21 protein-coding genes and 1 pseudogene are annotated in these 26,322 nt (G+C 30.6%); all 22 read left to right on the forward strand.

Annotated features, from left to right (window positions below):
- The first annotated feature begins 35 nt into the window (after positions 1-35).
- On the forward strand, positions 36-1,295 hold the full coding sequence (locus WG950_RS05460; protein ID WP_077808655.1) for a site-specific integrase: 1,260 nt from the start codon (positions 36-38) through the stop codon (positions 1,293-1,295).
- Positions 1,296-1,365: 70 nt separating this feature from the next.
- On the forward strand, positions 1,366-1,788 hold the full coding sequence (locus WG950_RS05465; protein ID WP_254712390.1) for an HYC_CC_PP family protein: 423 nt from the start codon (positions 1,366-1,368) through the stop codon (positions 1,786-1,788).
- Positions 1,789-1,898: 110 nt separating this feature from the next.
- A complete protein-coding gene (locus tag WG950_RS05470; protein ID WP_303435443.1) occupies positions 1,899-5,627 on the forward strand; it encodes an efflux RND transporter permease subunit in 3,729 nt (1,242 codons plus the stop codon).
- Positions 5,624-6,841, forward strand: coding sequence for a TolC family protein (locus WG950_RS05475; protein ID WP_303435444.1), 1,218 nt, complete (start codon positions 5,624-5,626; stop codon positions 6,839-6,841). The genes WG950_RS05470 and WG950_RS05475 overlap by 4 nt, the downstream gene beginning before the upstream one ends.
- Before the next feature lie 3 nt (positions 6,842-6,844).
- Positions 6,845-7,411, forward strand: coding sequence for a helix-turn-helix domain-containing protein (locus tag WG950_RS05480; RefSeq protein WP_340934710.1), 567 nt, complete (start codon positions 6,845-6,847; stop codon positions 7,409-7,411).
- Positions 7,412-7,485: 74 nt separating this feature from the next.
- Complete coding sequence (locus tag WG950_RS05485; RefSeq protein WP_303435446.1) at positions 7,486-9,819, forward strand: multicopper oxidase domain-containing protein; 2,334 nt, start codon at positions 7,486-7,488, stop codon at positions 9,817-9,819.
- Between the two features lie 44 nt (positions 9,820-9,863).
- Positions 9,864-10,412, forward strand: coding sequence for a DUF3347 domain-containing protein (locus WG950_RS05490; RefSeq protein WP_303435447.1), 549 nt, complete (start codon positions 9,864-9,866; stop codon positions 10,410-10,412).
- On the forward strand, positions 10,413-10,865 hold the full coding sequence (locus tag WG950_RS05495; protein ID WP_303435448.1) for a heme-binding domain-containing protein: 453 nt from the start codon (positions 10,413-10,415) through the stop codon (positions 10,863-10,865).
- Between the two features lie 110 nt (positions 10,866-10,975).
- On the forward strand, positions 10,976-11,110 hold the full coding sequence (locus WG950_RS05500; RefSeq protein WP_340934713.1) for a hypothetical protein: 135 nt from the start codon (positions 10,976-10,978) through the stop codon (positions 11,108-11,110).
- A 13-nt stretch (positions 11,111-11,123) separates the two neighbouring features.
- On the forward strand, positions 11,124-11,681 hold the full coding sequence (locus WG950_RS05505) for an ion channel (protein WP_303435449.1): 558 nt from the start codon (positions 11,124-11,126) through the stop codon (positions 11,679-11,681).
- A gap of 20 nt (positions 11,682-11,701) precedes the next feature.
- Positions 11,702-12,193: a YybH family protein gene (locus WG950_RS05510; protein WP_339882712.1), complete on the forward strand. Its 492-nt coding sequence runs from the start codon at positions 11,702-11,704 to the stop codon at positions 12,191-12,193.
- Between the two features lie 6 nt (positions 12,194-12,199).
- Positions 12,200-13,033, forward strand: coding sequence for a universal stress protein (locus WG950_RS05515; protein ID WP_303435451.1), 834 nt, complete (start codon positions 12,200-12,202; stop codon positions 13,031-13,033).
- A 13-nt stretch (positions 13,034-13,046) separates the two neighbouring features.
- Positions 13,047-13,340, forward strand: coding sequence for a hypothetical protein (locus WG950_RS05520; protein WP_026775404.1), 294 nt, complete (start codon positions 13,047-13,049; stop codon positions 13,338-13,340).
- A gap of 5 nt (positions 13,341-13,345) precedes the next feature.
- On the forward strand, positions 13,346-14,701 hold the full coding sequence (locus WG950_RS05525) for an APC family permease (RefSeq protein ID WP_303435452.1): 1,356 nt from the start codon (positions 13,346-13,348) through the stop codon (positions 14,699-14,701).
- A 12-nt stretch (positions 14,702-14,713) separates the two neighbouring features.
- A complete protein-coding gene (locus WG950_RS05530; RefSeq protein ID WP_340934716.1) occupies positions 14,714-17,434 on the forward strand; it encodes a heavy metal translocating P-type ATPase in 2,721 nt (906 codons plus the stop codon).
- A gap of 4 nt (positions 17,435-17,438) precedes the next feature.
- A complete protein-coding gene (locus WG950_RS05535) occupies positions 17,439-18,026 on the forward strand; it encodes a DUF2911 domain-containing protein (RefSeq protein WP_303435454.1) in 588 nt (195 codons plus the stop codon).
- A gap of 1 nt (position 18,027) precedes the next feature.
- Positions 18,028-18,738, forward strand: a complete 711-nt coding sequence (locus tag WG950_RS05540) for a PepSY domain-containing protein (protein WP_303435455.1) — start codon at positions 18,028-18,030, stop codon at positions 18,736-18,738.
- Positions 18,739-18,756: 18 nt separating this feature from the next.
- Positions 18,757-19,248, forward strand: a complete 492-nt coding sequence (locus tag WG950_RS05545) for a DUF305 domain-containing protein (RefSeq protein ID WP_303435456.1) — start codon at positions 18,757-18,759, stop codon at positions 19,246-19,248.
- Positions 19,238-21,007 carry an efflux RND transporter periplasmic adaptor subunit gene (locus WG950_RS05550; protein ID WP_303435458.1) on the forward strand — a complete coding sequence of 590 codons (1,770 nt, stop codon included), beginning with the start codon at positions 19,238-19,240 and terminating at the stop codon, positions 21,005-21,007. Before WG950_RS05545 ends, WG950_RS05550 begins: the two co-directional genes overlap by 11 nt.
- A gap of 31 nt (positions 21,008-21,038) precedes the next feature.
- Complete coding sequence (locus WG950_RS05555; RefSeq protein WP_303435459.1) at positions 21,039-21,443, forward strand: heavy-metal-associated domain-containing protein; 405 nt, start codon at positions 21,039-21,041, stop codon at positions 21,441-21,443.
- Between the two features lie 111 nt (positions 21,444-21,554).
- Positions 21,555-21,866 carry a DUF6660 family protein gene (locus WG950_RS05560; RefSeq protein WP_340934721.1) on the forward strand — a complete coding sequence of 104 codons (312 nt, stop codon included), beginning with the start codon at positions 21,555-21,557 and terminating at the stop codon, positions 21,864-21,866.
- 120 nt (positions 21,867-21,986) lie between these two features.
- Positions 21,987-26,322, forward strand: a pseudogene (locus tag WG950_RS05565) (CusA/CzcA family heavy metal efflux RND transporter).

Genomic DNA, 26,322 nt, shown 5'->3' on the forward strand with positions numbered 1-26,322 from the left:
CGTCTAGAAGAATGTTTAATTAAAAGACGACAACTATGCAATCACAAATTAATTTTACCTTATCTTTTTGGGTAAACGCAACACGTATTAAAAACAACCAAGTATCTGTATATGGCAGAATAACTGTAAATGGCAAAAGAGCTAATATTAGCTTACAACGAAAAGTTATTCTATCTGAATGGGATTCTAGAAAAGGGAGAGCAAAAGGTAATAAACAAGAATCACGTTTACTCAATAGATATTTAGACCAGGTTAAAAATAGAGTTTATACAGCTTATGATGAGCTAATAAAAGAAAAAGCATTTATCTGCTCTCAATCTATTAAAGCTCGTTTTTTAGGTGAAGACAATGAAGAATATTCTTTGCTTACTTTAATCGATTATCACAACACTCAAATGAGTGAATCTTTAACTTATGGAACTTTAAAAAACTACTTCACAACTCAAAAGTATATCAAACTATTTTTGACTAATAAAAGAAAAATTCAAGACATATATTTATCTCAATTAACATATCGTTTTGTTGTTGACTTTGAAAAATTCTTGCGTTCATATGTTCCTTCAGACCATCAAAAACAGATGGAAAACAACACAGTAATGAAACATATTCAAAGACTCCGTAAAATGGTAACTTTAGCTTATAAAATGGAATGGATTGACAAAGACCCCTTTATAAAGTTTAAGCCCACTTATATTAAAAATGAACGCGAATTTTTAAGAGAAGATGAGTTACAAAAAATCATTGAAAGAGAATTTGATATAGAAAGATTAATCCTGGTCAAAGACTTATTTATTTTTAGTTGCTATACAGGATTATCTTACATCGATGTTATGCAGCTGAACGAAGATAATATAGGTTTAGGTATTGATGGAGGTAAATGGATTATCACAAATAGACAGAAGACGCACAATAAAGTTAAAATACCTCTATTACCAATAGCTGAAATTTTGATTAAGAAATATAAAGGTCACATCAAAACAAAAAAAACTAAAACATTATTCCCTAACATTTCAAATCAAAAATTAAATTCATACTTAAAAGAAATTGCAGATTTAAGTGGCATAAAAAAGAATCTTACTTTCCATATCGCTAGACATACTTTTGCTACTACCATAACTTTAAGTAATGGTGTGCCTATAGAAACTGTTTCAAAATTATTAGGTCATACAAAAATTGCTACAACTCAGATTTATGCTAAAGTTATTGAAAGAAAAGTTAGTGATGATATGGCTTCATTAAGAAGTAAATTAGAGAAAACTACTTACAGAAGTAAAAATATAGAAATAGGCAGATAAATTTGAGGTTTTAATTTTTTAACATAGTATTTAATCTTTTTTATTACTATTTTGTACCTTTGTTTTTAGAATGTCAAAGTTATCTCATAAAATATTAGCTGTTTTAATGTCGTTTGTAGTTTTATTTTCTACAACTTCATTTGCTATCACAAAACATTTTTGTGGTGATACTCTTTTAGATACTGCTATTTTTTCAGAAGCTTCAACTTGCGGAATGGAAAATCAGAAAGATACTTCTGTAGCTATTTCTGGTTGTTCAATCATAAAAAAAGATTGTTGTAAAGATGAACAAGTATTAATTGATGGTCAAGACGAAGTACAATTACAGGTTGATAAAATATCTTTTAACCAAGAATTATTTATTGCTTCGTTTATCTACACATATATTAATCTTTTTGAAAATTTAGAGAATAATGTATCTTCATTCGAAGAATACGAACCACCACTCGTCATAAAAGAAATCTTCAAGATTGACGAGACTTATTTAATTTGATTTTTAAACAATAGACTATAATATCCTATAACTGCAATGTTGTAAGGGTAATTTGTTGTATTCGATGTTTTTCTAACATCTATGTCTAATTGTTTAATAATCAAAATATAATGCTAAATAAAAGCATCAAATTCTTAATAGAAAATAAACTTGTAGCAGTTTTACTACTCTTATTATTTGTAGGTTGGGGTACCGTAAACGCTCCTTTTAATTGGGATATTCCATTTTTACCAAGCAATCCTGTAGCTGTTGATGCTATTCCAGATATTGGCGAAAATCAGCAAATAGTATTCACAAAGTGGGATGGTCGTTCACCTCAAGATATTGAAGATCAAATTACATATCCATTAACAACTTCGTTATTAGGTATTCCAGGAGTTAAAACAATTCGTAGCTCTTCTATGTTTGGTTTTTCAAGTATCTATATTATTTTCGAAGAGGATATTGAGTTTTATTGGAGCAGAAGTAGAATTTTAGAAAAACTAAATTCATTACCTAACAATTTATTACCAGAAGGTGTAAATCCTGCTTTAGGTCCAGATGCCACAGGTTTAGGTCAAATATTTTGGTACACTTTAGAAGGTCGTGATGAAAAAGGAAACGTTACTGGTGGTTGGGATTTACAAGAATTGCGAAGTATTCAAGATTACTACGTAAAATACGGATTATCGTCTGCAAGTGGCGTTTCTGAAGTTGCCTCAATTGGTGGTTATGTTCAAGAATATCAAGTGGACGTGAATCCAGAATTAATGCGTCAATACAATATTGGTTTAAATCAAGTTGTAAAAGCCGTTAAAAGTAGTAATCAAGATATTGGAGCACAAACTTTAGAAATAAATCAAGCTGAATATTTAGTTCGTGGTTTGGGGTATATTAAATCTATCGAAGATATTGAAAACGCAGTAGTTACTTCCGTAGATTTTACAGCAATCAAAATAAAAGATATTGGTAAAGTTTCTTTAGGTCCTGCAACAAGAAGAGGTTTGTTAGATAAAGAAGGTGCAGAAGTAGTTGGAGGTGTCGTAGTTGCAAGATATGGAGCAAATCCTATGGAAGTAATTACGAATGTAAAAGCTCAAATTGAAGAATTAAAAGGAGGTTTACCAACAAAAGTTTTAGCTGATGGTAGAACATCACAAGTAACTATTGTTCCTTTTTACGATAGAACAGAATTAATTGAAGAAACTTTAGATACACTAAATGAAGCGTTAACATTAGAAATTTTGATTACCATTTTGGTAATTATTGTAATGGTTTTCAATCTTCGAGCTTCTATTTTAATATCTGGTTTATTACCTGTTGCAGTTTTAATGGTTTTTGTAACGATGAAACTATTTAATGTGGATGCAAATATTGTAGCACTTTCAGGTATTGCAATTGCGATAGGAACTATGGTTGATGTTGGCGTAATTCTCGCCGAAAATATGATTCGTCATTTAGATGATAAAAAATTACAAACGCGTGAAGATGGAACAAAATATACTACAGACGAAGTAATTTATAATGCAACTGCAGAAGTTTCTGGTGCCATTTTAACAGCAGTTTTAACAACAATTATAAGTTTTGTACCTGTTTTTACAATGATTGGTGCAGAAGGTAAATTGTTTAGACCTTTGGCGTTTACAAAAACAATGGCACTATCAGCTTCTTTGGTTATTGCTTTGTTTTTAATTCCCCCTTTTGCAGCTTATTTATTCAGAAAAACAACACTAAAAAAATCTTTTAATCATATTATAAATATCGCTTTAATAGTGGCTGGTATTGTAATTACAATTAGTGGTTATTGGTTAGGTGTAATTCTAATTGCTTTTGGCGTTAATGGTTTATTAGTTGTTATAGGAAAACTAAACAAGAAAAATAACAACCATATAAATATCATTATTTCTTGTACTGCTATTATATTCTTACTTGCAGAATATTGGCGACCATTAGGTTTTGACAGAAGTATCTTTATCAACTTAATTTTTGTAGCCATTATTTGCTTTGGTATTTTAGGAATATTCTCGGTTTTAAAAAACTATTATAGTCAAATTCTACAATGGGCATTAGCAAATAAAGTGTTGTTTTTAATGATACCAACATCAGTTCTTATATTTGGATTTTGGATATTTTATAACACAGGTAAAGAATTTATGCCCTCTTTAAATGAAGGTTCTTTTTTACTGATGCCAACCTCAATGCCACATTCTGGTGTCGAAGAAAATAAACGCGTTTTAAAACAATTGGATATGGCAGTAGCCACCATTCCAGAAATTGAAACTGTGGTTGGTAAAGCCGGTAGAACAGAATCAGCTTTAGATCCTGCACCTTTGTCAATGTATGAAAATATGATTCAGTATAAAACTGAATATATGAGAAATTCAGAGGGAAAAAGACAACGTTATAAAGTAAATGAAGATGGTGCTTTTGAATTGAAAAATGGTGGTTTTGTAACAAATCCAAATAATACTGAAAATGTCTCCTTGAGCGCAGTCGAAAGGTCTCAACTTATCGAAGATGAAGATGGAGAATACTACAGAAATTGGCGACCAGAAATTAGTTCTCCAGATGATATTTGGAATGAAATTGTCAAAGTCACCAAATTACCAGGCGTTACTTCTGCTCCAAAATTACAACCCATAGAAACAAGATTGGTAATGCTTCAAACAGGTATGCGTGCACCAATGGGAATAAAAGTAAAAGGGCAAGATTTAAAACAAATTGAAGCTTTTGGTTTGCAATTAGAGAGCCTTTTAAAACAAGCAGAAGGTGTTAAAGTAGAAGCTGTTTTTGCAGATAGAATTGTTGGTAAACCATATTTACTGATTGATATTGATAGAGAAAAAATAGCACGTTATGGAATTTCTATTGAAGACGTTCAGAATGTTCTAAAAGTTGCAGTTGGTGGTATGCAATTAACTCAAACTGTGGAAGGAAGAGAACGTTATGGTATTCGAGTTCGTTATCCAAGAGAATTGCGTAATAATCCTGAATCGATAAAAGACATTTATATTCCTATTGAAAAAGGGAATCCTGTTCCTTTAAGTGAGTTAGCAACGATTAGATATGAGCAAGGTCCACAAGTTATAAAAAGTGAAGATACTTTTTTAATTGGTTATGTACTGTTTGATAAATTAGATGGTTTTGCAGAAGTTGATGTAGTAGAAAATGCACAAAAATTGTTTCAAAAAAAAATAGATTCTGGTGAATTAACGGTTCCAAAAGGCATCAGTTATAAATTTACGGGAACTTATGAAAACCAATTACGTGCAGAAAAAACACTGTCTGTTATAGTTCCATTAGCATTAGCAATTATTTTCTTGATTTTATATTTTCAGTTTAAATCGGTTGCTACATCATTTATGGTTTTTACAGCCATAACCATTGCTTTTGCAGGTGGTTTTATTATGATTTGGTTATATGGGCAAGATTGGTTTTTCAATTTTAGCTTTTTTGGTGAAAATATGCGAGACTTATTTAATATGAAAACCATCAATTTAAGTGTGGCAGTTTGGGTTGGTTTTATTGCATTGTTTGGCATTGCCACAGATGATGGTGTAGTTATGGCAACCTATTTAACACAAACTTTTAAACGTGAAAAACCTGCAGATAAAAAGAGCATACGAGCTTCAGCTTTGCAAGCTGCAGAAAAAAGAATTCGTCCTTGTTTAATGACTACTGTTACAACAATTTTAGCATTATTACCAGTTTTAACCTCTACAGGAAAAGGAAGCGATATTATGATTCCAATGGCGATTCCAATTTTTGGAGGAATGGTCATAGATATCACATCTTATTTTCTTTTACCTGTTTTATATAGTTGGAGAGAAGAATTCAAATTAAAAAAAGCAAACAAATGAAAAATTTAATTTTTACACTCATAAGTTTTTTAGCTTTTGGTTTTTCAAATGCACAAGAATTAAATGTACTTATTGAGCAAGCTCTAAAAAATAACCCAGCAATTCAAAAATTTGAATTGCAATATAATATTGCTTCAGAAAAAGTGAATGAAGTAAATACATTGCCAAATACTGAATTTGGTGTTGGGTATTTTGTAAGTGAACCAGAAACAAGAACTGGAGCACAACGTTTTAGAATTTCTGTGAAGCAAATGTTGCCTTGGTTTGGTACAATTACTTCCAGAGAAAGCTATGTTTCTTCTATGGCAGAGGTTAAATATGAAGACATTGTTATAGCCAAACGAAAACTAATTACTTCAGTTTCCCAATCATATTATAATTTGTATGCAAATAAAGCAAAGCAAAATGTTTTAAAAGAAAATATAAAACTACTTCAAACTTATGAAACATTAGCATTAACATCCGTTGAAGTTAATAAGGCATCTATGGTAGATGTATTGCGTTTGCAAATGCGCCAAAATGAAATGGAGCAATTATTGGCAATTTTAAATCAACAGTATTTAGCAGAACAAACTACCTTCAATAAGTTATTGAATCGTGATAAATCAATTATTATAAATGTTGTGAGTGATTTGAATTTTCCTGCAGAAAATTTTGATACCAAAACTAATAATTTATCAGTTCATCCAGAATTATTAAAGTACGATAGATTGTATCAATCTATAGAAAAATCAGAATTATTAAATCAGAAAGAAAGCGCTCCAATGATTGGTTTTGGTTTAGATTATATAAATGTTACAGAACGTCCAAATATTAGTTTTAGTGATAATGGTAAAGATATTTTGATGCCAATGGTAACCCTTTCTATTCCTATTTTTAATAATAGTTATAAATCAAAAACCAAACAAAACAGCTTACAACAAGAAGAAGTTTTAGCACAGAAGCAAGAACGAAAAAATAAATTAGAAACGTTTTTAGATAAAGCAAAAAACGAACGCATTTCTGCAAGAATTAGTTATAAAACACAAACTAAAAATCTGAAACAAGCTAAAAATGCAGAAGAAATTCTAATTAAAAACTACGAAACTGGTACTATAGATTTTAATGATGTATTAGATATTCAAGAGTTACAATTGAAGTTTGAAATGAATCAAATAGAGTCTATAAAATCTTACTTCGTACAAACCACAATTATTAATTATCTAACCAATTAAATTATGGCAAGAAAAATTTTTATAAAAAACATGGTTTGTAATCGCTGTATAATGTTTATTAAAACAAAATTTGAAAAGTTAGATATTGAACTAAAACATATTGAGCTTGGTGCTATAATTTTCGAGGAAGAGTCAGAAAATGATTTCGAAAAAATTAAAACTGCTTTAGAAGAAAATGGTTTTGAAATTTTAATAGGACAGGAAGAAAAGTTAGTAGAACAAACTAAAATAACAATTATTAAATTATTGCAGAAATTACCATTACAATTAGATAAAACACTTTCTAAATATTTAGAATCAAAATTAAATTTAGAATACTCAAAAATCAGTAAAATTTTTTCTTTAAAGGAGCATATTACCATAGAAAAGTATTTTATAAAGTTAAAAATAGAAAAGGCAAAAGAGTTGATTCAATTGCAAGAAAATAATTTTACAGAGATAAGTCAGCAATTAGATTATAGCAATGTAAACCATTTTAGTAGTCAATTTAAAAATGAAACTGGTATGAGCTTATCATCTTACAAAAATGAGCAGAGAAATTTCAGGAATCCTTTAGACCAAATTGTGTAGATATGAACCATAATTATAATACAATACCTTTTTGTTCTGTAGTAACTTTGATTACTTATAAAATGAATAATAAAATGAAAACTAAAATAATTTCAATTTTTCTTATTGCTTTAACTACCATAGTTTTTGCACAAGAGAAACAAGTAACAGAAGGAAATATAAACAACCTTCCAGTAAGAGAACACACCATAACTTTACGTGAAGCAACTGTAAATAAAGCAGGAAAAGATGTTATGGGAATGACCGTTAATGGCACAATTCCTGGACCAACTTTAGCATTTACAGAAGGAGAATATGCAGTTATTTATGTAAAAAATGAAATGAGTGTAGAAACCTCTGTTCATTGGCACGGTCTTTTATTGCCAAATTTTTATGATGGTGTTCCATACTTAAATACACCACCTATAGAACCTGGGCATACACAGAAATACGAATTCCTAATAAAACAATCTGGTACCTATTGGTACCATTCTCACACGATGTTGCAAGAACAAAGTGGTGTTTATGGCTCCATTGTTATTCAACCTAAAGAAAAATCGTTAGAATATGATAAAGAATTGGTATTGATGTTATCTGATTGGACTAACGAAAAACCAATGAGTGTTCTTAAAAATTTGAAAAGAGGTAACGAATGGTATGGTATCAAAAAAGGAACAGCTACACCATTAAATAAAGTGATTGCTCGTGGAGCATTTGGTGCACAACTTAATTTCTGGAGACAACGTATGGAAGGAGCAGATATTGCAGATGTATATTATCCAGCGTTTTTAATTAATGGGGAAGAAAACATTGAGTATGCAGATTTTAAACCTGGCGAAAAAGTAAGGTTACGTATTATTGATGGTGGTGCTTCAACCTCTTTTTGGATGACTTTTGGTGGCGAAGATCCACTGTTGGTTTCTGCGGATGGATTAGATGTTATACCCGTTAAAAAGAATAAAACGTTTATAGGTATAGCAGAGGCATATGATTTTATTGTAACCATTCCTGAAGACGGAAAAATAGAATTTAAAATTACAGCACAAGATGGTTCTGGTACAGCATCAGCATTTTTGGGAACTGGTAAAGTTTTAAAAGCACAAGAAATTCCGAAGCCAGACAAAATTGGAATGATGATGAAAATGGCAAAAATGGATATGAAAATGGGTGCACACGCATTAAAATATCGTCCAAGTAAAGATGAACGATTTAAAATAAAAGCTGAATATGGTATGCAGATGGATAAAATGGATGGAGAAATGAAGATGGATCATTCCAAAATGTCTGGGATGGATATGAACAAACCAAAAGATACTATGGCAATGAGTAAAATGAACCATTCTAATATGACAGGAATGGAGATGAAAAAAGAGAATACTATGCCAGCAATGAAAATGGAAGGAATGGATCTATTTGCTGAATATAACTACGATTATTTGAAGTCGCCAGAGAAAACCAACTACGATAAAAATGTTCCTGTAAAAGAAGTTTTATTAAACCTTACAGGAAATATGAATCGTTATATCTGGAGTATGAATGGTGTGCCATTATCTGAAGCTGATAATATCAAAATAAATAATAAAGAGGTAACAAGAATTACGTTCAATAACCTTACAATGATGCACCACCCAATGCATTTACACGGTCACTTTTTTAGAGTAATTAATATAAATGGTGATTATTCACCATTAAAGCATACAGTAAATGTGCCACCAATGCAAAAAGTAACTTTAGAGTTTTATGGAAATAATGGAGATGAAGCTGGCGACTGGTTTTTCCATTGCCATATTCTTTACCATATGATGGGTGGTATGGCAAGAGTAATGTCTTATGACACCCCAAGAGATCCAAGAATGGATGAATTTCCAGCTTCAAAAATTATCGCAGAAACAGATAAATGGTATTCTTGGGGATTGGCAGATATTGCTTCAAATAACACAGCAATTAATTTAACAACTTCTAATTTAAGAAATCAATTTAATGCATCTTTCGAATACGGATGGAACAAAAATTTGGAAGGAGAATTTACTTATGAACGCTATCTACACGATTATTTAAGAGTATTTGGTGGGGTAAATATAGAAAATGAAACACGTGGTAGTTTAGACAAATTAAACACTACAGCAGTTGTCGGTCTTCGCTATTTAACACCTTACTTATTCAATTTAGATGTTCGAGTAGATAATAAATTAAGACCAAGAATTGGATTAGGACGCAGTATAATGATTTTTCCTAAACTGTCTGTTTTCGGTTATTATGAATATCAAATAGATTTAGGTTTTGTAAATACTTTACCAACAAATAAAGATTTCACTTCAGAAACAGTTTGGAGCGCAGGAGCAGAATATATGCTATCAAGAAATTTCTCTTTAATGGCGAGTTACGACAATCGTTTTGGCGCTGGTGGTGGATTATCAGTAAGATTTTAAGAATGAATAGTAGTAAATCAAATATAAATTTAAAAACAAATAAAATGAAAGATTTAAAAATTAGTGTAGTAGTAATATTATTGTTAACGGTTTCTTTTACCAATGCACAGAAAAAAGAAAAAATGAACCACGGAGATATGAAAATGGATCACAGTAAAATGAAAATGCAAGACGCAAAAGCTGAAGCAATTTTAACCGCTTATTTCAATTTAAAAGATGCTTTAGTAGCAGATGATGAATCAAAAGCAAAAGAATTGGGTGCTTCATTAGAAAAAAGTTTAAACAGTCTTGATGTTTCTAAATATACGGATGCTCAAAAATTAGAATTAAAAGATATTATTATTGATGCTAAAGAACACGCAGAACATATTTCTAAAAGCCCAATAGCACATCAAAGAGAACACTTTAAGGTTTTAAGTAAAGACATTATAGATATGGTTGCTATAACTGGTGCTTCTAATAAATTATATGAGCAATATTGCCCAATGTATGAAAAAGGAAGTGCTTGGTTAAGTATGAATAAAGAAGTGCGTAACCCTTATTATGGCAGTAAAATGCTTAAATGCGGAAAAGTACAAAGAGAAATTAACTAAATGAAAACTGTTAAAATCATATTGTTGATTTTATTGGTCGCTTTTGTGGGAATACAATTTATTCCCACAGAACGTAACCAAACTGATATTGTACCAGTAACCGATTTTATGTTGGTAAATAATGTGCCAAATAATATAAAAAATAAGTTGCAAGTATCTTGTTATGATTGCCATAGTAACAACACTAAATACCCTTGGTATAATAAAATACAACCAGTTGCTTGGTTTTTAGAAGAACATATTAAAGATGGCAAAAAAGAATTAAATTTTAGTGAATGGGAATCATTATCAAATCGAAGAAAAGCCAGCAAATTACGATCAATTATTAAGCAAATAGAAAGCGGAGAGATGCCATTAAATTCTTACACGTTAATTCATAAAGATGCAAAGTTCTCAAAGGTGGAAACGAATGAAATGATAAATTTTATTACACAATTAAAAGATAGTTTATAAATAAAAAATTGGTAAAAGATACTTGAACTTGAGAGGAAGTCTTATTTTTTTTGGTTGATTGAATACAGTCTAACTCTCATTTTTGGGTATTTTTTTAAAAAGAGACTAAAATGAAAGAATGTTGTAAAAACAGTTTTCAAGAGACAGAAAAAAAGTCTAATGTAAAAAAATGGTTCAATTATATAGTATATGTAATACTATTTTTAATAGTTGGTGGTGCATTGGTACTTCAATTATTTAGTTAATAAATAAGTTAAAATGCCTAAAGAAAACACTGTGGAAAAATCTAAAAGTACAGACTTTTATAAACAGCTATTTAAAAAAGTAGCACTTACTACGATTATGGTTATTGCTTTATCTTTAAGTTATACCTTATGGATTGTTGTAGATTCTGATAGTAAATTTCTACCTTTCTTAATTGTTAGTTTGGCATTTTTTAAAACCTTTTTTATTGTAAAGTTAACTTTTACACAATTAAGTAAAATAATAGGAGAAAGTCATCAACTGACACACATTCTTACTTTATTTGGAATCTTAATTATTTTAATTGTGCTATCATTTTCAGCAGATTACCAGGCGTTATATATTTTAAATTCAGCAAATTTTAAATTCGAAACGATTCCCAATAACTTGTTTTTCTTACAATTTTTCGAGTTTTTGTATTTCAGTTTTATAACCTTTTCTTCTGTTGGTTATGGAGATATTGTACCCATTTCTATATCAGGAAAACTAATTGTTATTTTAGAAGTTGTTTTAAGCTTTTTCGTTTTAGTTTTTGGTATTGCAAACATCAATAGAATCCATGTAAACAAATAATCCTTTTTAAAACTTAAATTATGAAAGTACTTAAATTTATTACTCTATTAACTGTTTTCCTTTTAACAGTTAATCTTACAAATGCACAGGTTACTTCTAACACTAAAGACACAAAGGAAGTAAAAGCCGTAATGAAAGCTTATAAAGATGCAATACAAAATTTAACAACAGAAGGCACTTTTGAACTCTTTACACCAGATGCTATCATATTCGAACAAGGTAAATTAGAAGGTACATACAAAGAATATATATCTCACCATTTGGGACCAGAATTAGGCCATTTTAAAAGTTTTATTTTTTCTGATTATGAGATTCAGACAACTGTAAATTCGTCCTATGCTTATACAACTGAAAATTATATCTACACAATAGTTCTAAAAGGTAATAAAACCAAGGACACAAAAGAAAGAACCATTAAAAGTAAGGGAGTAGCAACATCAATATTGCAAAAAATTGATGGAAAATGGAAGATAATTCATTCTCATACCTCATTTAAAAAACTAAAAATCTAATTGATTATGAAAAATATTTTAGTTCCAACGGACTTTTCAAAAACTTGTGATAAAGCAGCTCATTTAGCAATTGAAATTGCCACACTTTTTGATGCTGAAATTCATTTTTTACATCAAATACATACACCAGTAGACTGGGTTAAGTTAAACAAAACAGACGAGCATAATTATCCTGATACTCAAAAAGCGATTGGCATTGCCAAAAGCAAGTTAAGAAGTCTTGATAAAGATGCGGAACACAAAGGTTTAAAATCGAGGACTTTCTTGGAGTTTATTTCAGATGTAAAAGCAATTTCTGCACATTCTCACAATTTTCATCACGACTTCATAATAACAGGTAGTAAAGGCACACAAGAAGATTTCTCAAAACAATTTTTTGGGAGCAATACTCAAAAAATTATTAGAGATATCCACGTCCCAATTTTAGTTGTTAAAGAAGAGGCTACACTATTTCCTTTTAAAAACATTGTTTTTGTTTCTGATTTTAAGGAAGATATGTCTAATGCTTTTAAACAAGTTGTTAAAATAGCCGAGAAATGTAATTCAAAAATTCACTTATTAAATATCAATACAAATAAAGATTTTAATAATATTAAAAATGGTATAGTGCCAATAAGAGAATTTTTAACAAACTTTCCAGAATTAGAAAATTATGAAATGCACGTTTATAATGAATCTACCATTTTAAAAGGCATAGAAACTTTTCAAAAAGATAATGAAGTAGATTTAGTAGCAATGTATACACATAATAGAAGTGGTTTATCTAATATATTCTCTAAAAGTATTGCAGAAAACATCACAAATAACTCGAAAAAACCTGTGATGACAATTCATTTATAAATAAATTAAAATAATGAAAAGCTACGACACTCTTTCTGAAGCAATAAGCACTTTACAAGCAAACGGATACACGTATAACCTAAATATGTGCCCAAAACATATAGAATGTAACTCATTAAAATTAAAATTACATCCAGAAGATTTTGATGTAGATGAAATGCATCGTTTTGAAGGAATGAGCAGTACTGATGATAACAGCGTTCTTTACGCTATTTCATCTAAAAATGGAATTAAAGGATTGTTGGTAGATGCTTATGGTGTATATGCAGAAAACATTTCTGAAGCAATGCGAAAAAAACTAAAATAAATAAAATGAACATACTAAAAAAAACAAACCAAAAACTCTCATTATTAGGCTCTGTTTCCTTGGGTACAGGTGTAATGATTGGCGCAGGTATTTTTGTGCTAATGGGTCAAATTGCAGAGTTAGTAGGTGACTTGTTTCCAATTGCATTTATAGCAGGTGCAATAGTAGTTGGTTTTAGTTCATATTCTTACGTTAAATTTTCAAACGCATATCCTTCTTCTGGTGGTGTAGCAAAATTTTTAACAAAAGCATTTGGTCCTGGAACAGCTGCAGGTTCTTTCTCTCTATTAATGTACATATCAATGGTAGTTGCCGAAAGTTTAGTTGCTGGTACTTTTGGTGCTTATACTTTACGCTTATTTCCGCCAGAATATTCTGGATATGCATCCATATTAGGTGTAATTCTTATTGGAGTAGCGTATATAATAAATATTTCTGGTAATAAAATTATTGAAGTTACAGCCACTTTTACAGCAATAATTAAAGTAGCAGGCATTTCATTGTTAGCAATTTCTGGTTTAATAATTTCAGGTTTGCCAACCATAACAGGTAATTATGTAGCATCTAATAGTCAAGCTTTACCAGAAGGATTTGGATTTGTGGCTGCCTTGGCATTGTCAATCCTTGCTTTTAAAGGGTTTACTACGATAACAAATCAAGGTGGTGACATTAAAAATCCACATAAAAATGTGGGGCGCTCCATTATTATTTCAATTGCTGTTTGTACAATTATCTACGTTGTTTTAGCATTATCGGTTGCTGGTGGATTAAGTATTGAAGAAATTATAGTAGCAAAAGATTATGCTTTAGCAGCAGCAGCAAAACCGCTGTTTGGTGTATGGGGTTCAATTTTAACAATTCTACTGGCTATTGTAGCAACAGTTTCTGGTGTAATTGCCAGTGTATATTCTGCTTCAAGAATGTTAGGAATGTTGGGTGGTATGAAACAAGTTCCTGACATGAACAAAATGAAGAAACTTAAAAATCCTTCACTAATTTTTACTGTCTCTTTAGCGATTCTACTAACCATTTTATTTGATTTAACTCGCATAGCTTCCATTGGTGCTATCTTTTATTTAATAATGGATATTGCTATTCATTGGGGACTTTTCAGACACCTTAAAAAAGAAGTAAAATTTAATCCAATTATTCCAATAATAGCAATAGTAATGGATATTGTTATTTTATCAGCATTTATTTATTTAAAATATGTTAACGACCCTTTTGTACTTGTAGTAGCAGGTATAGGAATAGCTCTTGTTTTCCTGTTTCAATTTCTTTTCATGAAATCACACACAGATAAAGATGGAAATATGAAAATGGGAATGGAAATGGATGAAGAAGAAATGATGAAAATGTAAAAATTAAAAATTATGAAACACACATATAAAATAACAGGAATGACCTGTAATGGTTGCAGAAGTCATGTAGAAAAAATACTTTCAAAAGTTGAAGGTGTTGCTAAAGCATCTGTAGATTTAGAAAAAGCTGAAGCAACCATAGAAATGGAATCTCATATTAAATTAGAAACTTTTCAAGAAGCTTTAAAAACTGATGGAGACAGATATAGTATTCTTATTCCAAATAATAATAAAATGAAACACACATATCATATTCACGGAATGACTTGCAATGGTTGTAGAAGTCATGTAGAAAAAACACTTTCAGAAATCGTTGGTGTTTCCAAAGCATCTGTTAATTTAGAAAAAGCAGAAGCAATGATTGAAATGGATGCTCATATTAAATTAGAAACATTTCAAGAAGCTTTAAAAAATGATGGTGGACGATATAGTATTCACAAACAAGGAAGACACCATCATATAAAAGAAGAAAAAAAAGAAGTTCCTAAAGGAAAAGGAACTGGTACTTTTTATTGCCCTATGCATTGTGAGGGTGAAAAAACGTATGAAAAACCTGGTGATTGTCCAGTCTGTGGTATGGATTTAGTGGAAGAACAAAATTTATCAACTACAAATTCAGAACAATGGACCTGCCCAATGCACCCAGAAGTTGTAAAAGATGAAGCTGGTGATTGCCCAATTTGTGGAATGGATTTAGTGCCAATGGAGGCTGATAGTTCTGCCGAAGAAAAAGCATATAAAAAATTATCTAAAAAGTTTTGGATAGCAGTTGCGTTTACATTGCCTATTTTCTTTATAGCAATGAGCGAAATGCTGGCTAATAATCCATTATACGATATTTTAGAACAGAAGAACTGGAATTGGATTCAGTTTGTATTATCAATTCCAGTAGTATTTTATGCAACTTGGATGTTTTTTGAACGTGCTTATAAAAGTATAAAAACTTGGAATCTAAATATGTTTACACTTATTGGTATTGGTGCTGGTGTAGCTTGGTTGTTTAGTTTTTTTGGTATGCTTTTTCCTGATGTTTTTCCAAACCAATTTAAAACAGAATATGGAGCAGTACACGTTTATTTTGAAGCAACAACCGTAATTTTAACCTTGGTTTTAATGGGGCAATTATTAGAAGCTCGTGCGCATAGTAAAACAAATTCTGCTGTAAAAGAATTGTTAAAATTAGCACCTAATAAAGCAACCAAAATAGTAGATGGCGAAGAGGTTGAAGTATCTATTGATAAAATAGAATTAGATGATATTTTGAAAGTAAAACCAGGTGATAAAATTCCAGTTGATGGAAAAATAACAGAAGGGCAAACAACTGTTGATGAATCTATGATCACTGGAGAACCAATTCCTGTAAACAAATCAGAAGGCGATAAAATAAGCAGTGGAACAATAAATGGGAATCAGTCCTTTTTAATGAAAGCCCAAAAAGTGGGTAGTGATACATTACTTTCTCAAATTATTCATATGGTAAACGATGCCAGTAGAAGTCGTGCGCCAATTCAAAAATTAGCAGATACCGTTTCTGGTTACTTCGTTCCAATAGTGGTTTTAATTTCTGTGCTTACATTTATTGTTTGGGCAATTTGGGGCCCAGAACCTGCGTATGTATATGCATTAGTAAATGCAATTGCAGTTTTAATTATTGCTTGTCCATGTGCATTAGGTTTGGCAACACCAATGTCTGTAATGGTTGGTGTTGGTAAAGGTGCTCAAAATGGGGTGCTAATTAAAAATGCGGAAGCTTTAGAAAAATTAGACAAAGTAAATTCACTAATCATTGATAAAACAGGAACAATTACGGAAGGAAAACCAACTGTGGAAAAAATTGGTTCTTTTGATGATAATTATACTGAAAATGAGGTTTTAAATTATATTGTTTCTTTAAATTCAAATAGTGAACATCCTTTAGCAGAAGCTACTGTAAAATATGGAAAAGAACAAAATGCAGAAATTTTAAAGTCTAATTCTTTTTCTGCTGTTACCGGTAAAGGTGTTGAAGCTAAAATTGATGGAAAAAATGTAGCCTTAGGTAATCCTAAAATGATGGAATATGCTAAAGCGGATATTACTTCTAAAATGAAAGATGAAGCTAAATCTTACCAAAAACAGGGTAAAACAGTTTCTTATTTATCAATAGATGAAACCGTTGTTGGGTATGTAGTTATAGGAGATAAAATAAAAGAAACAAGTGCTAAAGCGATTAAAGCACTTCAAGATAAAGGCATTGATGTGATAATGCTTACAGGTGATAATCACGATACTGCAAAAGCAGTAGCATCAGAATTAAATTTGGCAGATTTTAAAGCCAGTATGTTACCAGAGGACAAACTCAAAGAAGTTGAGAAATTACAAAAAAACGGAAAAGTAGTTGCTATGGCAGGTGATGGTATTAATGATGCACCAGCATTGGCAAAAAGTGATGTAGGTATTGCAATGGGAACTGGAACTGATGTTGCTATTGAAAGTGCAATGATAACTTTGGTTAAAGGAGATTTACACGGTATTGTTAAGGCAAGAAATTTAAGTCATGGTGTAATGAGAAACATTAAACAGAATTTATTTTTTGCATTGATTTACAACATATTAGGTGTACCAATTGCTGCAGGTGTTTTATTTCCTTTTTTCGGTATATTATTATCTCCAATGATTGCAGCATTAGCAATGAGTTTTAGCTCGGTTTCTGTAATTGTGAATGCATTAAGGTTAAAAACAATTAAAATATAATTATATGAAAAAATTAGTAATCGTACTTGTATTAATAACAACAATCTTTAGTTGTAAAAATGAAACTAAAAAAACAGATAATTATGAACATAAAAACCATCCTACAAAATCAGTAAAAGAGAACATACCAAAAAAGAAAGTATTAAGTCCACACCAATCTACTATGGCAATGGTTGGTGATGCTCATATTCATATGGATTATTCTTCTCCTGGTGTTAGAGGAAGAATAATTTTTGGTGGTTTAGTTGGTTATGATAATGTTTGGCAAGCAGGTGCGCATAATGCCACTTGGATAGAAACAAATGAAGATTTACTGATTAATAATGAAGTGCTTCCGAAAGGTAAATATGGGTTTTTCACAATTCCATCTAAAGGAGATTGGACTGTTATGATTAACAAAAATTGGGATCAGCATGGAAAAGATGAATATGATGAAAATGATGATGTGATTCGGTTTAAGGTAACTCCTAAAATTTCAGAAGATATTCAAGAACATCTAGAGTATAAGGTTTCAAAAACCAGCGAAAATTCTGGGACAATAAATATGAAATGGGAAAAAGTAAACGTTGAATTTCCCTTTACAATAAACTAATATGGTTAACAGGAGTACTGCATCAAAAATCCGGAAAACACATCGTTATTTAGGAATCTTTTTAGGTATCCAGTTTTTGATGTGGACGATTAGTGGGCTCTATTTTAGTTGGACAGATATTGATGAAATTCATGGTGATCATTTCAAGAAAGAATTACCACATCAAACAATATTCAAGAATTTGATTGGTTCGTCTCAACTAGAAAATGAGCAAAGCATAAAATCTTTAGAGTTAATAGAAATTGCAAATCAACCCTATTTTTGGATCAATGAAAGTCAGCTATACAATGCAATTTCAGGTTCCAAAAAGGAAGAAATCACAGAGCAAGAAGCTCTTAAAGTTGCAGAACGTTATATGTTACCTGATTTAAAAGTTGAAAGTATTCATAGAATTGAGACTGTTGGGAAACATCACGAATATCGTGGAAGACCATTACCAGCCTATGAAATTTCATATAAAACGGATGAAAACCTAAAGGCTTATGTCGCAATTAATAATGGTGCTTTTCAAACTGTAAGACATAGAGATTGGCGTTGGTTTGACTTTTTATGGATGACACATACAATGGATTATCAAGGGAGAGATAATTTTAATACAATCGTTTTAAGAGCATTTTCACTATTAGGATTAATTACTGTGTTAAGCGGTTTTACATTATGGTTTATATCTTCACCATCAATTAGAAAATTAAAAAAAGAAAATAATCATTAATAATAAAAAAAGAAAATTATGGAATCAAATCAACACTCAAACAAAGAAAACGGAATGAGCAATTACACAAAATTCTATTTAATGTTAGGTTGCTCTTTTATAGCAATGTACATCACAATGTATTTAAATACGTATGTATTTGACCACGTATATTTTAGTCTAACACGCTTTTATATGGTCTGTCTAGGAATATCTACGATGGCATTAATTATGTGGTTTTTTATGCGAAATATGTATAAAAACAAAAAGAAAAACATTGTTATTTTAATAGGTAGTGTGGTACTTTTTTTAGGTGCTTTGGGGTTAGTACGTGAACAAAAATCTACAGTTGATGATGTTCTTTGGATGAAAGCAATGATACCACATCATTCTATAGCGATATTAACAAGTGAACGTGCAGATATTCAAGATCCAGAAGTTAAAAGATTGGCTGATGATATTATCAAAGCACAACGTAAAGAAATTGAAGAAATGAAAGCCATGATAAAACGTTTAGAAAATGAAAAATAATAAGATTATAATTTACATAGGTATTCTTTTAGTAGGGCTTTTAATGGGGTGGTTTCTATTTGGAAATGCATCAAATAAGGAGGCAGTTCATAATCATGATGCCACTGTTACAACAAATCAAATGTGGACGTGTTCTATGCATCCGCAAATTATGAAATCAGCTCCTGGTGATTGTCCAATTTGTGGTATGGATTTAATTCCTGCAGAAAATAATTCAGATGGTTTAATGGCAGACCAATTTAAACTTACAGAAAATGCAATGGCTTTAGCAAACATCCAAACGTCTATTGTTGGTAATGATAAAGTAGAAAATAATGGAATTCTATTATCAGGAAAAATTGTAGAAAATGAAGAAGAAAATGCTATACAAGTAAGTTATTTCTCTGGTAGAATAGAACGTTTAAACATCAATTCTACAGGTGTAAAGGTTAATAAAGGGCAACTATTAGCAACTATTTATTCACCAGAATTATTTGCTGCACAACAAGAATTAATTACTGCTTCCTCTTTAAAAGAAACACAACCAACATTATACAAAGCTGTTCGTAACAAATTGAAATTATGGAAACTTTCAGAAACTCAAATTAATCAAATTGAGACATCAGGTAAAGTAAAAGAAAACTTTCCTGTGTATGCAACTGTTTCTGGTACAGTTTCAGAAAAATTGGTAGCAGAAGGAGCGTCTGTAAAACAAGGGCAACCTTTATTTAAAATAGCAAACTTTAACACTCTTTGGGCAAATTTTGATGTGTATGAAAATCAGATTGGTTTGTTTAAAAAAGGTCAAGAAATTTCTATAACAACAAATACCAATAAAGTAATTAATGCAAAAGTAGATTTTATAGACCCTGTTTTAGATACAAAAACAAGAACCGTAAAATTAAGAGTTGTACTTAATAATAGAAACAACCTATTAAAACCAGGAATGTTTGTTGAAGGAAAAATTAAAGGAATAAATTCAAATGAAGGAGCAATTATTTCTATTCCAGCATCAGCAGTTTTATGGACAGGAAAACGCTCTGTTGTTTATGTAAAAATGAATGAGAATGCTCCTGTTTTTGAAATGCGCGAAATTACATTAGGCAATAGAATTGGCGATAACTACGAGGTTTTAAAAGGTTTAAAAAATGAAGATGAAATAGTAACTAATGGAACTTTTACGGTTGATGCTGCTGCACAATTACAAGGCAAAAAATCTATGATGAATAAAAAAGGTGGTAAAGTAATGACAGGTCACGAAAATCATCTTGGTATGGAAAAGAATACTTCATCAATAACAATTAGCTTCAATAAAAACGAGAGAATAGAAGTGTCAGAAGATTTTCAAAACCAATTAAAAACAGTTTTTAATGCGTATATAAAATTAAAAGATGCTTTGGTTAAAGAAGAAACTAATAAATCAATTTCAGCTTCAAAAAAGCTATTAGAAAACATATCTAAAGTAGATATGAAACTACTAAAAGATAATGAAACTCATACAAATTGGATGTCTTTAGTAAAAGAAATAAAAAAAGCTACTACATCAATTTCTAAAGCATCAAATATTAAAGAACAAAGAAGTCATTTTAAAAATTTGTCTTTAAACCTAATAAAAGCAATTCAAATATTCGGTATCAACACAAAAGTGTTTGTAGAATTCTGTCCTATGGCAAATAATAACAAGGGTGCGTATTGGTTGAGTAAAGAAGAAAAAGTAATAAATCCTTATTATGGTGATAAAATGTTAACCTGTGGTGAAGTAAAACAAGTAATAGAATAATAAAACAAATTAATAATTAAATTTTAAACAAATGAAAAAAGTAATTTTAAGTGTAGTAATTATTGCAGCAACAGTATTTGTAAGCTGTAAAAACGAAGGTAAAAAAGAAACAAATACCAACAAAACTGAAGTTTCTAAAGAAGTGGCAACAATAGAAATTTCTTTTGGTGTAAGAGGAAACTGTGGTATGTGTAAAAGTACCATAGAAAAAGCAGCAAACAATGTTGATGGTGTTGCAACTGCAGTTTGGGATGTAGATAAAAAGAAAATTGCTGTTTCTTTTGATGAAAGTAAAACGAATGTAATGGCTATTCATAAAGCAATTGCAGCTTCAGGTTATGATACAGAAAAAGCGAAAGGAGATATAGATGCTTATGATAATTTACCTGGTTGTTGTAAATATGACCATACTATGGAAATGAATCAATCTAATTAATAAAACTACAAAGAGAAGAAGTGCTTTTTAAAAGTACTTCTTTTTAGAATTACAAAGTGTGATTTCTTTTTTGCACAACCATTGCACTAATTAATTTATATCTTTGTTACAATGAAATATTTAGCCTTCATATTATCAATTTATATTTTAGCCCTTAATTTAGCACCTTGCGAAGATTATGCTGCGCTTGATAATGAGGTTAAAACAGAAAATTTACAAGCAACAAACAGTGATCATCAACATCAAGATTTAGACTTATGCTCTCCTTTTTGTATTTGTCAATGTTGTCATATTAATACAATAGATTTCAAATTTATAGATGTAAATATTATCTCATACTACATTTCTACCCAAGACTTTTTCTACCAAAATGGTACAGAAAAAGACTTTACTACTTCAATTTTACAGCCACCAAGGGCTTAATTCAGTTTTTCAAAGGATAATTATATCCAATTTAGAACCTAAAGGTTCTTTAAATCTCGTGTAATTCTATTTTTTTTTACGAATTATATCAATAAGTTTAACTGAATTAACATATTCACTATGATTAATAAAATCATTGATTTTTCAATCAATAACAAATTTATAATTGGTTTGCTAACGCTTACCATTATCGGAGCTGGTATTTGGAGTATGACCCAAGTACCAATAGATGCAGTTCCAGATATTACAAATAACCAAGTACAGGTCATTACTCAAGCACCAAATTTAGGTACAGAAGATATTGAGCAAATTATTACTTATCCTGTAGAGATTGCTATGAGTAACCTACCTAATGTTCAAGAAATTCGTTCTGTATCTCGTTTTGGTTTGTCTGTAGTTACTATTGTTTTTAACGATGATATGGGGACATATTTACCTCGTCAATTAGTTGCTGAAAAATTGAACGACATCAAAGAACAAATACCTGCTGGTTTTGGTGAACCCTCTATGGGTCCAATTTCATCAGGTTTAGGCGAAATATATCAATATACATTAAAAGTAAAACCTGAATTTAAAGATAAATATTCTGTAACTGATTTACGTACGATGCAAGATTGGATTGTACAACGTCAAATGGCGATGGTAGAAGGTGTTGTAGAAGTAAATGCAATTGGAGGTAAAATAAAACAATATGAAGTCGCTGTTGACCCTAACGAATTACGTGCGATTGGACTAACCATTACCGACGTTTTTGAAGCACTGGAAAATAACAACCAAAATACTGGTGGTGCGTATATCGAAAAAAATCATCAAGCTAATTTCATTCGTGGAGAAGGATTAGCTCGTAGTTTAAATGATATAAAAAAAATTGTTGTAAAAAACACTAATAATATTCCTATTACTATTGGCGATATTGCCAAAGTACAATTTGGTGCTGCTATTCGTTATGGTGCATTAACACAAGATGGCGAAGGAGAAGTTGTAGGTGGTTTGGTAATGATGCTTAAAGGCGCTAATTCAAATGATGTAATAGAAAATGTTAAAGTTAGAATGGCTCAAATTGAAAAATCTTTGCCAGAAGGTGTGATAATTGAACCTTTATTAGACCGAAGTAAGCTAATAGCTGAAACAACATCAACTGTAGCAACAAACCTTATTGAAGGTGCATTGATAGTCATTTTTGTCCTTATTTTCTTATTAGGAAACTGGCGTGGTGGCTTAATCGTTGCATCAACCATTCCGCTATCATTATTATTTGCTTTTATATTGATGAATGGATTTGATGTTTGGGCGAATCTAATGAGTTTAGGTGCAATTGATTTTGGTATTATTGTAGATGGCGCAGTAATTATTGTAGAAAGCACCGTTTTTCTCATTGCATCAAAAATATTAAAGAAAAAGAAATTAACATCCAAAGAACGTGATGGCGTTGCAGCAGATGCTTCAAAAAAAATGATGAATGCTGCCTTTTTTGGTCAGCTTATTATTCTAATCGTATTTCTGCCAATATTGGCTTTAGAGGGTATTGAAGGGAAAATGTTTAAACCTATGGCATTGACTTTCATTTTTGCAATGATTGGTGCAATGGTGCTGTGTTTGACTTATGTACCAATGATGTCCGCATTAATTTTAAGAGCTCCAAAATCAGAAAAAAAATCTTATGGAGATAAATTTGTGCATTGGGTTGAACATAAATACCAACCTATATTAGAAAAAGCATTAAAAAAAGGAAAACTAATAATTGGTGTTTCTGTTATTTTATTTGGTATTACTGTTTTTATGTTTACAAGAATGGGGGGGCGAGTTCATACCTCAACTTGATGAAGGTGATATTGCTTTTCACGCTATTTTAAAACCTGGTAGTTCATTAACTGAAACTATTGAAACAACAACAAAGATTGAGCAAATTGTTAAAACAAAGTTTCCAGAAGTTGAAAAAATTGTAAGTCGAATTGGTGTTGCAGAAATACCTACAGATCCTATGCCTATGGATATTGCAGATATTTTTGTGATTTTAAAACCAAAAAGGGAATGGACTTCAGTTAATTCTAAAAAAGAACTCATTGAGCAAATGAAAGAAGCTGTTGAAATAATTCCTGGTGTAAATTACGAATTTACCCAACCAATTGAAATGCGTTTTAATGAATTATTAGAAGGTGTTAGAGAAGATATAGCTATAAAGATTTATGGTGAAGATATAAATGTATTATCTCAAAAAGCAGAAGAAATATCTAAAATTATTGCAGGTACAGAAGGTATTGGAGATATGAAAGCCGAAGCTACAACTGGCTTACCACAAATTACAATAACGTATAATAGAAATAAATTAGCTCAATATGGCCTTCAAATAAATAAAATGAATCAATTGGTACAATCTGCTTTTGCTGGTGGTACTGCAGGTATCATTTTTGAAGGAGAAAAAAGATTTGATTTAGTAGTAAGATTAAATGCTACCAATCGTAAAAATATTTCTGATGTTCAAAATTTATACATCAATTTACCTTCTGGAAATCAAATTCCTCTTCGTGAAATTGCAGATGTAAGTTATAAAGCTGGCCCAATGCAAATAAGTAGAGATAATACAAATAGGAGAACCTATGTTGGAATAAATGTTAGAGGACGTGACGTAAAATCATTAGTAATGGAAATAAAATCAAAGTTAGATGCCCAATTAGAATTACCAACAGGTTATTTTATACGTTATGGTGGTGCTTTTGAGAATTTAGAACGCGCAAGTAATCGTTTACTAACAGTGGTACCTATTGCATTATTATTAATTTTTGTACTTATTTATTTTGCCTTAAAATCATTACCTCAAACTTTAATGATTTATATCGCAATACCAATGGCAACTATTGGAGGTGTTTTTGCATTATGGTTAAGAGATATGCCTTTTAGTATTTCTGCAGGTGTAGGTTTTATTGTGTTATTTGGTGTTGCAGTTTTAAACGGATTGGTTATGATTAGTGGTTTAAATGAACTAAAAGAAGAAGGTGTAACCAATTTAAAAGATAGAATTATAGAAGGCACAAAACGAAGAATTAGACCAATTATGTTAACTGCTTTTACAGATGTTTTAGGTTTTTTACCGATGGCAATTTCGGCATCAGCTGGTGCAGAAGTGCAACGACCTTTAGCAACGGTTGTAATTGGTGGTTTACTAACTTCTACATTGTTAACATTATTCGTTTTACCAATTTTATATCATTGGGTAGAAAACAAATCATTCAAATTGAGAGCTAACAAAAAAATGATTGCAGCAACAGCTATGGTAGTTTTTCTCTTTTTGTTACCTACAAAAGGAAACGCACAAGATATCAATGATGCGTTGCCAGTTATTTCGATGCAAGAAGCTGTGAATTTAGCCAAAGAAAACTACCCTTTATTGAAACAAAAGCAATTAGAAATCAACAAACAAGAGCAGCTTAAAAATACAGCTTACGATTTTGGTACTACTCAAATTTTTACAGGAGGTGAAGAAGTTAATAATGGGAATGGCATTTATACAACTATAGGTATTGGTCAAAACAACATTGATGTGTTTGGTATTTCTGTAAAAAAACATTTGCAAAAACAACGCATTCAATTAGCTCAAAAAGCATTTATTCTTTCAGAATTAGATTTAGAATTGGAAGTAAAAAAAGCGTGGGCAAATGCACTACAAAGTAAAAGGAATTATCATTTATTCAAAGAGTTAGATTCTATTTTTTCAACTTTTGAAAAAGCAGTAGCATTAAATTATGAAGTAGAAGCTATTTCTAAATTAGAATACTCTGCAGCTAAAACTCAAGTACTAAAGATTAAAAACAAGTTGATGCAATCAAAAAGAGAATATAGGATTGCATTACAACAACTAAATTTATGGCTAGTTACTGATACTTTCTATACCGTTCCTAATGATTTTGAAATATCGTCCGAAATTGATGTTGATGCTTTTAACCCAGAAAAACATCCTTTGTATGGAATGGCACAATTACAATTAGCAGAAGCAGAAGCAAATTATAAGGCAGCAAAAGCAGATAATTTACCCAAACTAAATCTACAAGGTGGTTTACAAAAAGTAAATGGAAATTCAGGTTTTTACACATATCAAGCAGGAATTTCAATTCCTTTTTTATCAGGTACAAATAAAGCAAAAGTTAAAACTGCAAGAATAGATAAGGAAATTGCAGGCACCAACATTCAGTTTAAAAAACAAGAAGTACAATCGAAGTTTAAACAATCAAAAGAGAATTATCAAAAATGGAAAAAAGCTTGGTTCTTCTATAAAATGGAGGTGTTACCTCTTGTAAAAGAACAAAAAGTGGGAGCTTTATTTGCTTATAAAGAAGGAGAGATAGATTACACGAGGTTTACACTACTCATAAAAGAAGCTATTCAAACTGAAATAGAAGCACAGGAAGCATTAATAAATTATTTAGAAAGCACATTCCAATTACAATATTTTAAACAATAA

This window comes from Polaribacter marinaquae, assembly GCF_038019025.1.
Lineage (GTDB): Bacteria > Bacteroidota > Bacteroidia > Flavobacteriales > Flavobacteriaceae > Polaribacter > Polaribacter marinaquae.

What these genes read in the sequence shown, in the direction of transcription:
- WG950_RS05460 (WP_077808655.1), top strand. Translation starts at nt 36, where the DNA reads ATGCAATCACAAATTAATTTTACCTTATCTTTTTGGGTAAACGCAACA.
- WG950_RS05465 (WP_254712390.1), top strand. Translation starts at nt 1,366, where the DNA reads ATGTCAAAGTTATCTCATAAAATATTAGCTGTTTTAATGTCGTTTGTA.
- WG950_RS05470 (WP_303435443.1), top strand. Translation starts at nt 1,899, where the DNA reads ATGCTAAATAAAAGCATCAAATTCTTAATAGAAAATAAACTTGTAGCA.
- WG950_RS05475 (WP_303435444.1), top strand. Translation starts at nt 5,624, where the DNA reads ATGAAAAATTTAATTTTTACACTCATAAGTTTTTTAGCTTTTGGTTTT.
- WG950_RS05480 (WP_340934710.1), top strand. Translation starts at nt 6,845, where the DNA reads ATGGCAAGAAAAATTTTTATAAAAAACATGGTTTGTAATCGCTGTATA.
- WG950_RS05485 (WP_303435446.1), top strand. Translation starts at nt 7,486, where the DNA reads ATGAAAACTAAAATAATTTCAATTTTTCTTATTGCTTTAACTACCATA.
- WG950_RS05490 (WP_303435447.1), top strand. Translation starts at nt 9,864, where the DNA reads ATGAAAGATTTAAAAATTAGTGTAGTAGTAATATTATTGTTAACGGTT.
- WG950_RS05495 (WP_303435448.1), top strand. Translation starts at nt 10,413, where the DNA reads ATGAAAACTGTTAAAATCATATTGTTGATTTTATTGGTCGCTTTTGTG.
- WG950_RS05500 (WP_340934713.1), top strand. Translation starts at nt 10,976, where the DNA reads ATGAAAGAATGTTGTAAAAACAGTTTTCAAGAGACAGAAAAAAAGTCT.
- WG950_RS05505 (WP_303435449.1), top strand. Translation starts at nt 11,124, where the DNA reads ATGCCTAAAGAAAACACTGTGGAAAAATCTAAAAGTACAGACTTTTAT.
- WG950_RS05510 (WP_339882712.1), top strand. Translation starts at nt 11,702, where the DNA reads ATGAAAGTACTTAAATTTATTACTCTATTAACTGTTTTCCTTTTAACA.
- WG950_RS05515 (WP_303435451.1), top strand. Translation starts at nt 12,200, where the DNA reads ATGAAAAATATTTTAGTTCCAACGGACTTTTCAAAAACTTGTGATAAA.
- WG950_RS05520 (WP_026775404.1), top strand. Translation starts at nt 13,047, where the DNA reads ATGAAAAGCTACGACACTCTTTCTGAAGCAATAAGCACTTTACAAGCA.
- WG950_RS05525 (WP_303435452.1), top strand. Translation starts at nt 13,346, where the DNA reads ATGAACATACTAAAAAAAACAAACCAAAAACTCTCATTATTAGGCTCT.
- WG950_RS05530 (WP_340934716.1), top strand. Translation starts at nt 14,714, where the DNA reads ATGAAACACACATATAAAATAACAGGAATGACCTGTAATGGTTGCAGA.
- WG950_RS05535 (WP_303435454.1), top strand. Translation starts at nt 17,439, where the DNA reads ATGAAAAAATTAGTAATCGTACTTGTATTAATAACAACAATCTTTAGT.
- WG950_RS05540 (WP_303435455.1), top strand. Translation starts at nt 18,028, where the DNA reads ATGGTTAACAGGAGTACTGCATCAAAAATCCGGAAAACACATCGTTAT.
- WG950_RS05545 (WP_303435456.1), top strand. Translation starts at nt 18,757, where the DNA reads ATGGAATCAAATCAACACTCAAACAAAGAAAACGGAATGAGCAATTAC.
- WG950_RS05550 (WP_303435458.1), top strand. Translation starts at nt 19,238, where the DNA reads ATGAAAAATAATAAGATTATAATTTACATAGGTATTCTTTTAGTAGGG.
- WG950_RS05555 (WP_303435459.1), top strand. Translation starts at nt 21,039, where the DNA reads ATGAAAAAAGTAATTTTAAGTGTAGTAATTATTGCAGCAACAGTATTT.
- WG950_RS05560 (WP_340934721.1), top strand. Translation starts at nt 21,555, where the DNA reads ATGAAATATTTAGCCTTCATATTATCAATTTATATTTTAGCCCTTAAT.